Origin of the sequence: Pararhizobium polonicum (assembly GCF_001687365.1) — a bacterium.
GTDB classification, from domain to species: domain Bacteria; phylum Pseudomonadota; class Alphaproteobacteria; order Rhizobiales; family Rhizobiaceae; genus Pararhizobium; species Pararhizobium polonicum.
The window spans coordinates 200,123-207,787 of record NZ_LGLV01000016.1 but is presented as its reverse complement, the minus strand read 5'-3'; the positions used below and the strand labels follow the sequence as shown (position 1 = coordinate 207,787).

The 7,665-nt window shown below is 62.7% G+C and carries 10 protein-coding genes and 1 tRNA gene; 7 read left to right on the top strand and 4 right to left on the bottom strand.

The genetic code is table 11. The features are described from left to right. Positions 1-508: 508 nt before the first annotated feature. From ADU59_RS23975 to ADU59_RS23955, 5 genes are all read left to right on the top strand, one after another. Positions 509-1,003, top strand: coding sequence for a hypothetical protein (locus tag ADU59_RS23975; protein ID WP_068957308.1), 495 nt, complete (start codon positions 509-511; stop codon positions 1,001-1,003). A gap of 1 nt (position 1,004) precedes the next feature. After that, complete coding sequence (locus ADU59_RS23970) at positions 1,005-1,358, top strand: DUF1428 domain-containing protein (RefSeq protein WP_068957306.1); 354 nt, start codon at positions 1,005-1,007, stop codon at positions 1,356-1,358. A 63-nt stretch (positions 1,359-1,421) separates the two neighbouring features. Beyond that, the gene (locus ADU59_RS23965; protein ID WP_068957304.1) at positions 1,422-1,844 is read left to right on the top strand and encodes a secondary thiamine-phosphate synthase enzyme YjbQ; all 423 of its coding nucleotides are present in this window, start codon (positions 1,422-1,424) and stop codon (positions 1,842-1,844) included. Positions 1,845-2,012: 168 nt separating this feature from the next. Beyond that, the gene (locus tag ADU59_RS23960; protein WP_068957302.1) at positions 2,013-2,417 is read left to right on the top strand and encodes a nuclear transport factor 2 family protein; all 405 of its coding nucleotides are present in this window, start codon (positions 2,013-2,015) and stop codon (positions 2,415-2,417) included. Between the two features lie 172 nt (positions 2,418-2,589). Further along, entirely contained in the window at positions 2,590-2,976 is a 387-nt protein-coding gene (locus ADU59_RS23955; protein WP_068957300.1) for a hypothetical protein, read from the top strand. Positions 2,977-3,213: 237 nt separating this feature from the next. Here the strand turns inward: ADU59_RS23955 and ADU59_RS23950 are convergent, their stop codons facing one another. Beyond that, positions 3,214-3,957 (bottom strand): SIMPL domain-containing protein, encoded by a 744-nt coding sequence (locus ADU59_RS23950; protein WP_068957298.1) that lies wholly within the window; start codon positions 3,955-3,957, stop codon positions 3,214-3,216. 158 nt (positions 3,958-4,115) lie between these two features. Between ADU59_RS23950 and ADU59_RS23945 the strand changes: the two genes are divergently transcribed. Next, positions 4,116-4,191 (top strand) — tRNA-Ile (locus ADU59_RS23945). Positions 4,192-4,241: 50 nt separating this feature from the next. After that, positions 4,242-4,679 (top strand): hypothetical protein, encoded by a 438-nt coding sequence (locus tag ADU59_RS23940; RefSeq protein ID WP_139093214.1) that lies wholly within the window; start codon positions 4,242-4,244, stop codon positions 4,677-4,679. A gap of 42 nt (positions 4,680-4,721) precedes the next feature. On the opposite strand, the gene ADU59_RS23935 is transcribed toward ADU59_RS23940, so the two are convergent. The 3 genes from ADU59_RS23935 to ADU59_RS23925 form a co-directional block, all read right to left on the bottom strand. Beyond that, complete coding sequence (locus tag ADU59_RS23935) at positions 4,722-5,495, bottom strand: ABC transporter permease (RefSeq protein ID WP_099050917.1); 774 nt, start codon at positions 5,493-5,495, stop codon at positions 4,722-4,724. Between the two features lie 190 nt (positions 5,496-5,685). Further along, positions 5,686-6,873, bottom strand: a complete 1,188-nt coding sequence (gene uxuA / locus ADU59_RS23930) for a mannonate dehydratase (RefSeq protein ID WP_068957294.1) — start codon at positions 6,871-6,873, stop codon at positions 5,686-5,688. Positions 6,874-6,913: 40 nt separating this feature from the next. Beyond that, positions 6,914-7,636, bottom strand: a complete 723-nt coding sequence (locus ADU59_RS23925) for a GntR family transcriptional regulator (protein ID WP_068957292.1) — start codon at positions 7,634-7,636, stop codon at positions 6,914-6,916. Positions 7,637-7,665 lie beyond the last annotated feature (29 nt).

Below are 7,665 nucleotides of genomic sequence, written 5' to 3'. Positions count from 1 at the left end.
GCGTTGCCGGCGAGGCGGGGCCGGTGCCCGGACGATTTGGCGAAACGCGCGTCAGATCCCCGGGGCTGCGTGAAAGGCGGTTCTCCTCCGGTTCGTGAAAGCGGGCCGGGCGTGCCGGGTAGCCACACCACGGGCGGTTCACCCCGCCGGACGGCTTTGCCGTCCATGGGTCCAGGGCTAAACCCCGCCGCATTGAAAGGCCTGGCGGATAAGCGGCCGGGCTGGGGCATTGGAGGCTTTTTCCTTCACAGGAGGCAAAAGCGTAGAAGAACCTGAGAAGCGCGGCAAAAGACACCGAAACGGGGCACAGCGTGTGTCACCTACTACTTTACTCTGAGGCATACGTTGTGCCCCGGCCACTTGCCGCGCTTTTTGAAAGCCGGCGCACTGAGACCAGTTCAAGCCACGGGCGGAAAAGCCGCCGCGTGAACGGGAACCCGTGCCGTTCGTCCTGATCCCCTGATTGTACCCCCTGATCTTTATCCCTGTTTTTGAAAAGGAGAAAACCATGCCATCGATCTGCGGACCTGAAAAACTGCCACTCGATCCCGCTCTGTTCGAGATCCTGTGCCGCGCTGCCGTGGGCAGGATGGGCATTCCGTCCTTCTGCCGGCACCGCCGCTGCGGCCGGGAAGAGGAATGCGTCGGCAAGCTCAAGCCGCGCGAAATCCCACCCTGCTTTCGCGGTCTCCAGGATGTCGATGCGATGCTGCCGATGTGCATCGCCCAGGCCGACGACACCTGGTTCCGGGAATTCGTCCTTCAGTGGATCCTGTGCCGGGAAGATTATTTCGATCGCGTCCGGCCGCCGGAAACGGTTCGCAGCCTGCTTGCCCTTGACGAGCAGTGGCCGGTTTCCATCTATGTGGAGGAGGAAGAGGAAGCACCGGCGACCGGCCGCCGCTTCAACGAGGGCTGGAATTTGATCGATGCGCCGCGGGCATCCCTGGAAGAGAGGCCTGTGCGCAGCGATGACGGAAACGCATCTGCGAAGGGAGGCTGACATGCCCTATGTCGATGGATTTATCGTCGCGGTGCCCAAGGGCAATCTCGACGCCTACAAGGACCTTGCCCGCATTGCGGGCAGCGTCTGGAAGGAATATGGCGCGCTCTCCTATGTGGAGTGTATCGGCGACGACGTGCCCTATGGCGAGCTCACCTCCTTTCCCCGCGCCGTGCAGGCGACGGACGACGAGGTGGTGGTGTTTTCCTGGATCACCTATCCCTCGCGCGAGGAGCGCGATGCAATCAACAAGAAGGTCATGGCCGATCCGCGGCTGAGCATGGACAACTGGACCATGCCGTTCGACGGCAAGCGGATGATCTATGGTGGTTTCCAGAGCTTTCTGGAGCTATGACATCGTCGCCAGCCTAGCCCGATGGATGGCCTATGGACTGCCCGCCTGGACTGAAAGGATGCCATGCCCCAGACGATCATCAGCCTGTCCACGCGCGGCTCCGGCCTCTACGAATTCACCGGCGAGGCTGCGGCCTTCGTGCGGCGAACAGGCGTGGAGGAGGGGCTGCTCACCGTCTTCGTGCGCCACACATCCTGCTCGCTGCTGATCCAGGAAAATGCCGATCCCGACGTCAAGCGCGATCTCGACCGGTTCTTCAAGCGGCTGGTGCCGCGCTCCGACGATCCATCGATGGGCTGGATCGTCCACACGGCGGAAGGCCCGGACGACATGCCTGCCCATATCAAGGCGGCGCTGACGCAGGTCTCGATCGGCATTCCGGTCGCAGACGGCCGCCCGATGCTCGGCACCTGGCAGGGCCTCTACCTGTTCGAACATCGCGACCGCCCGCACCGCCGCGAGATCGTGCTGCATCTGGGAGGCTGAGACGGACGGCCGGATGCGTTTGTTCTGGACAAGCCGATACCGCCGGGTGCACCATGGATCATACACCCGTTCATCCATTTCCATTCCCGGAACAAAATCAGGGCTTTGGCGTTATGTCCCGCCGGTGTGCCCGAAGGTGTCCGGTTCGACAGGCAGGGGGGAAGATCAGTGACCGACGCGCAGACCATTGCCAGCCGCTTCATGCAGGCCCTGAACGAGCGGGATTTCGAGACGATCGGCACCTTTCTCGATGAGGACGTGGCGCTTGATTCGCTCACCGGCCTGCGCACGATCGGCGCCGATCCCCTGCGCATGGGGGTGATGAACTATTTCCGCCACTTCGACGAGACCTTCAGCGACATGGTGCTGATGCACGATGCCTTCGGCCAGCGCGTCGCCGTCGATGTCACCGCGCGCGGCATTTACCGCGAAACCATGCCGGGCTTTGCGGCGGCCAGCGGCCAGTCCTATTCGATCCCCAGCGTCTTCGTCTTCGAATTCGAAAACGGCGCGGTCACCCGGCTCAGCCACTACCGCAATATCCGCGTCTTCGAAGAGGCGCTGGCCCGCTGATCTTATAGGCCATCCCTCGCTGCGATTCGTTCCCGTGCCGGCCGCCTGAACGGCGGATGAACGGTGGATTCTGATTTCGTTCAGCCACGCCGCCATAGTTTGATCTCAACGCCCGGCAAGAAAAGAGACGGGCCGAGTTTCGAAGTTCCGGACCCACCAAGGAGACACAGTCATGAAACGGATTTTTGCAAAACTGGCGCTGGCCGGCTTTATCGGCCTGACCGGCCTTGGCGCAACGGTCGCACCGGCCGCTGCCGATACGCTGGCCTTCGGCCTTCATTCCGGCGGGATCGTCGATGTGCAGTACCGCGATCGTGGCGGCTATGGCGACGAGCGCGACTGGGGCGGCGACCGCCGTCACCGTCCGGGCTGGGGCCATGAGCGCCGCGGCCGCTGCGATCCCTGGCTTGCCACCGAAAAGGCCCGCGATTTCGGCCTGCGCCGCGCCCGTGTCGTCGATGTTTCGCCGCGCCGCGTCGTCGTCGAAGGCCGCCGCCACGGCGATTACCGCAGCATCGTGTTCGCCAATGTCCGCGGTTGCCCGATTATCGGCCGTTAAATAACCGGCCAGTCGCGGACCGACCGCCGGCCGGTCCGGCGGATAGCCCCCATTCTTTCCGCCTTGTCTCCCCCGGCCGGCGGAAAGTTTCGCCCCTCGCGGCTTGCCGCGGGGGGTGTTTTTGTTCGGGCCTCTGACGGAGAGGCTTGCCTTTCCACAGCCCAAACAAAAACCCCGCCGAAGCGGGGTTCATATTTTTGACAGGCCGGATCATCCCCGGGGGATGGCGGTCTGCTATTATTGCTTGATTGCGAAGGTGACGTTGACGGTGACGTTGTAGCTGTTCTCTCCCGTGGCGATCGGTACGGCATCGGCGGCATATTCCTTTGCCATGCTGCGCATCATCGGCATCGGTTCGGGGCGCGAGGCGTTTTCGGCGATTTCGACGATACGGCCGAGCGAAACGCCGGCGGCCTCGGAAAGCACCTTGGCCTTGGCAACGGCATCGGCCACGGCCGCCTTGCGGGCCTCGGTGATAACAGCTTCCGGCTTGTCGTTGGAGAACTGGATCGAGCCGCCCTGGTTGACGCCGAGCGTCACCGACTGGTCGATGATCGCGCCGAGCTTGGCCAGGTCGCGCACCTTGATGGTCAGCGAATTGGCGACCTGGTAGCCGGTCAGAACCGGCTGGCGGTTGCCGCCGTCGCTGTTGTCAGGATACTGGTACTGCGGGTTGACGGCGAAGCCCGAGGTCTGCAGGTCGCGTTCGGCGATGCCGCCGGTCTTCAGGGCGTTGAGGACATCGGCCATCGTCTTGTTGTTGGCGTCGAGCGCTTCCCTGGCGGTCTTGGCATCGGTGACGACGCTGAACGACAGGATCGCCATGTCGGGCGCCACGCTCGAGCGGCCTTCGCCCGATACGGTGATCACGGCCTCGCGCGGCGTGTTATCCTGCGCAAAAGCCGAGGCGCCGGCAACGCCCGCAAAAGCGGCCGCCAGAAGCACGGTTTTCAGACGGCGGGGAAGGGTGATCGATGTCATGGATGGTTCTCTCCGGTTGTGTTTCGTCCCTATACCCTTTTTGATCATTGATTGTGTAGGGATTGCGGCAACGTCTTGTGGGAAAACCAGTTTTCCGCTAGAGCCAGTCCCACCCGCGGTCTGCCATTGGTCCGCGGGATCCGGACCGCTCCGGGGCAGGGCCTGTAGCTCAATGGTTAGAGCCGGCGGCTCATAACCGCTTGGTTGGGGGTTCGAGTCCCTCCGGGCCCACCAAATAATTTGACTGGCGACACGTGAACGGCAGATGGATCCAGCGAGGATCGATGAGCGAAAACAGGCAAATGACGCCACGGGAATTGATCCATCGGCTGGGGACCTTGTCGAAGCCCGATCGTACTCTCGACGGTGAACTCGGCAAACTGATCGGCTACACCCGCCGCTTCAAGGTCGATATCGATCCCGCGACCGGGGAGCAGCGTCACACGCCCGTCTGGGATGCCCCGAATGGTGGCGAAGCCAGGATGCCGCAGTTTACAAAACTGATCCATGACGCGCATCTGCTGGCGCAGGCACTTTTCCCCGATAGCATCGGTGGAGCCAGTTGGGATGAGGTGGGCGGTGCGGCGCGCATTGATGCTGGGCGCTACGTAACGGCTGCCAACCCTGCGATCGCGATCTGCATCGCGGCTCTGGAGCAGATGGATGACATCGATGCTGGTGATGAGGGCGACGACGAAAGCCAGGAGGATGCGCCGGATTAACGGCGCGGCACTCCACTCGCCAACGTCACCATTCTGGCGCCGTTAGATGCGATCCTCGCGGAGCGTCTTGGAGGCGGTGAAAAGGCAGAGACCGATCATCAGGAGCACGGACGTGCACTCGATAGCATAGAGTTTATCAAGTCCTGTCGGAGTGTATTCCGGATAGATCGCTTCACGGAACCACATGACGATGTGAACGAGCGGGTTCCACATCAGCATGTCGTATATCGGGCCCGGCATGCTCTCCGGGACGAGTAGGACGCCCGACAGCAGATATAGTGGCCGATTGATCAGCGAGAACACTTTTTCATACAACGGGTAGTCGGCAAACAGGGAAATGTTGGCCATGCCCATGCCAAATCCCATCAGCGACGCGACCGTCACGGCCTCGACGGCAAGTCCCAGATTCAGCTGATTGAGATGTGTGCTCTCGCTGGTGGACAGAAGCATGACGACGATCGTAACCAGGACCGACGTGATGAGCTGTAGGATATAGCGGGCGACGGCCGCATCGAAGGGCGACACGATCGGATAGGAAAACAGGTTCTTGTTGGAGCGAACAGCGCCGGCAACGAAGGTGGACATGCCTTGATAGAAGATAAATGGCAGGTAGCCGGACGCGAAAAACAGGGCGAAATCGCTTCCGATCGCCGGTACGCGGGCAAGGGCTGAGAAAATCGTCGTCATGATGGTGACATGCGCCAAGGGATCGACGATCGCCCAGATATAGCCGCCGGGTTTGCTGCCGAATCGGGCCTGCATTTCGCGAATGACGAGAGCAGCCACCACACGGACATGTTGAGTGATATTGTACAAAACCGGTTTCCGACAATGCTTACGTTTCGGCGTCTTTATGCGATATCCGTGTGCGGCACAATCATGTTGAAAATACGCGTTGTTGTGGCGGCTTTCAATTTTGCCCTGAACAGCGCCGATTTCGCCGTATCGGCGCCGTGATCGCGGAAAGGACGGCGGACGACCGTGCTGTCGGACGTCCATGTCTTGCTCAGTCGGGCCGCGCGTCCAGCGCATGCAGGATGCCGCGCAATTCTGCGAGGCCGCGCAGGCGGCCGATAGCGGGGTAGCCGGGGGTGACTGTCTTTGCCAGATCGTCGAGCATGCGGTGGCCGTGGTCGGAGCGGAAGACGATGGTGTTTTCAGGCGAGCGGCGGCGATCCTCGGTGACGAGTTCCTTGAGCACCGCCACCATGTCCACGTCGCCGTCGAGATGGGCGCTTTCGTGGAAGCTGCGGCCGTCGCCTTCGCGGCGGGTGGCGCGCAGATGGGCGAAATGGATGCGCGCTGCAAAGCGGCGGGCGATGGCAGGCAGGTCATTGTCGGCGCGGACACCGAGGCTGCCGGTGCAAAAGCACATGCCGTTCGCTTCTGACGGTACGGCGTCAAACAGGGCGGCGTAGTCGTCGGCCGTTGATGCGATGCGCGGCAGGCCGAACAGCGGGCGCGGCGGGTCGTCGGGGTGGAGGGTCAGCTTGACGCCGCGGGCTTGCGCGGCCGGAGTGACGGCTTCGAGAAATTCGATCAGGTGCCGGCGAAGACGCTTGGCATCGATGCCGTCATAGGCGGCGAGCTTTTCGCGAAAGCCGGGAACGGTCATCGGCTCGGTGGTCGAGCCGGGCAGGGCGGAGGTGATGATGCGGGTGATTTCCGCCATTTCGGCTTCGGGCATCGCCTCGAAAACGGTCTTTGCCCGAGCCCGGTCTTCATCCGAATAGCCGTTTTCCGCCCCCGGCCGCCTCAGTACGAAAAGATCGAAGGCGGCGAAGCGTTCGTGATCGAAACGCATGGCGGTCGCACCCGTCGGCGTGACGAAGTCCAGCTCCGTGCGGGTCCAGTCGACCACCGGCATGAAATTGTAGCAGATGATGTTGATGCCGCAGGCGGCGACGGCCTCAAGGCTGGCGATCCAGGCTTCGATCTCCGCCTTGGCCTTGCCGCCGGTGCGCTTGACGGCATCGGGGATGGGAATGCTTTCGATAACGGACCATGTAAGCTTCGAGCGGCCCGGCGGGGTGGTTTCGATCAGGGCCTGTCGCTCCCGGACCTCACTTTCCGTCCAGGCGCGGCCGATCGGCACGTGATGCAGCGCCGAAACGATATTGGTCGCTCCGGTCTGGCGCACGTCATCCAGCGTTACCGGCGCATCCGGCCCGAACCATCTCCATCCCTGACGCATGCCTGTCTCGTCCTCCCGTTGTTTTCGTTCTTCTTGCCGTTCAGCAGAAATAGTCCGGATGCATGAGACGCAATTCGGCGACGTCGGGGATGACGGCACTCAGATGGCGCATCATCGCGGCGCGGGCGCTTTCGATGTCGTGGGCGGCGATGGCATCGCGGATCGTCACATGTTCCTCGATCACCGTATCCATGCGGCCGAGCCCCGGCAGGGTCAGCCGCCGGGCCCGGTCGATCTGCACCTTGACGGTCTTCAGGATGGTCCAGATGCCGGGGTAGCCGGCAATGCCGGCGATCGCCTCGTGAAAGGCCTCGTCCTGCTCGTGGAACAGCGAGGTCTCGTTATGGGCGGCGTGGACGCGCTGGCGGGCGATGATGGCGTCGAGCCGGGCAATATCGGCTGCTGTGGCGTTCACGGTCGCCGTCTCCACCGTCGTGCCCTCTAGCGCTTTGCGGATGACCACGGCCTCGGGGATGGCGGCGACAGGAACCGGCGACACGAAGGTACCCGACTGGGGGAAGATATCGACAAGGCCCGCCTCCGCCAGCCGCAGCAGGGCTTCGCGTACCGGCGTGCGGCTGACGCCGAACTCTTCCGCGATCCGCTTTTCCTGCAGCGGCATGCCGGGCGGCATCTGCAGCGAGACGATGGCCGAATGCAGCCGTTCATAGATTGCAGACCCGGCCGTCACGCGGCGAAGTCTCGTGCCGGCCGGTTCCGCCAGGAAGGGAACGGCGACGGTGCTGCGGGGGGATGGGGGCATGGATATTCTCGAAGCGTTGACACTGTTGT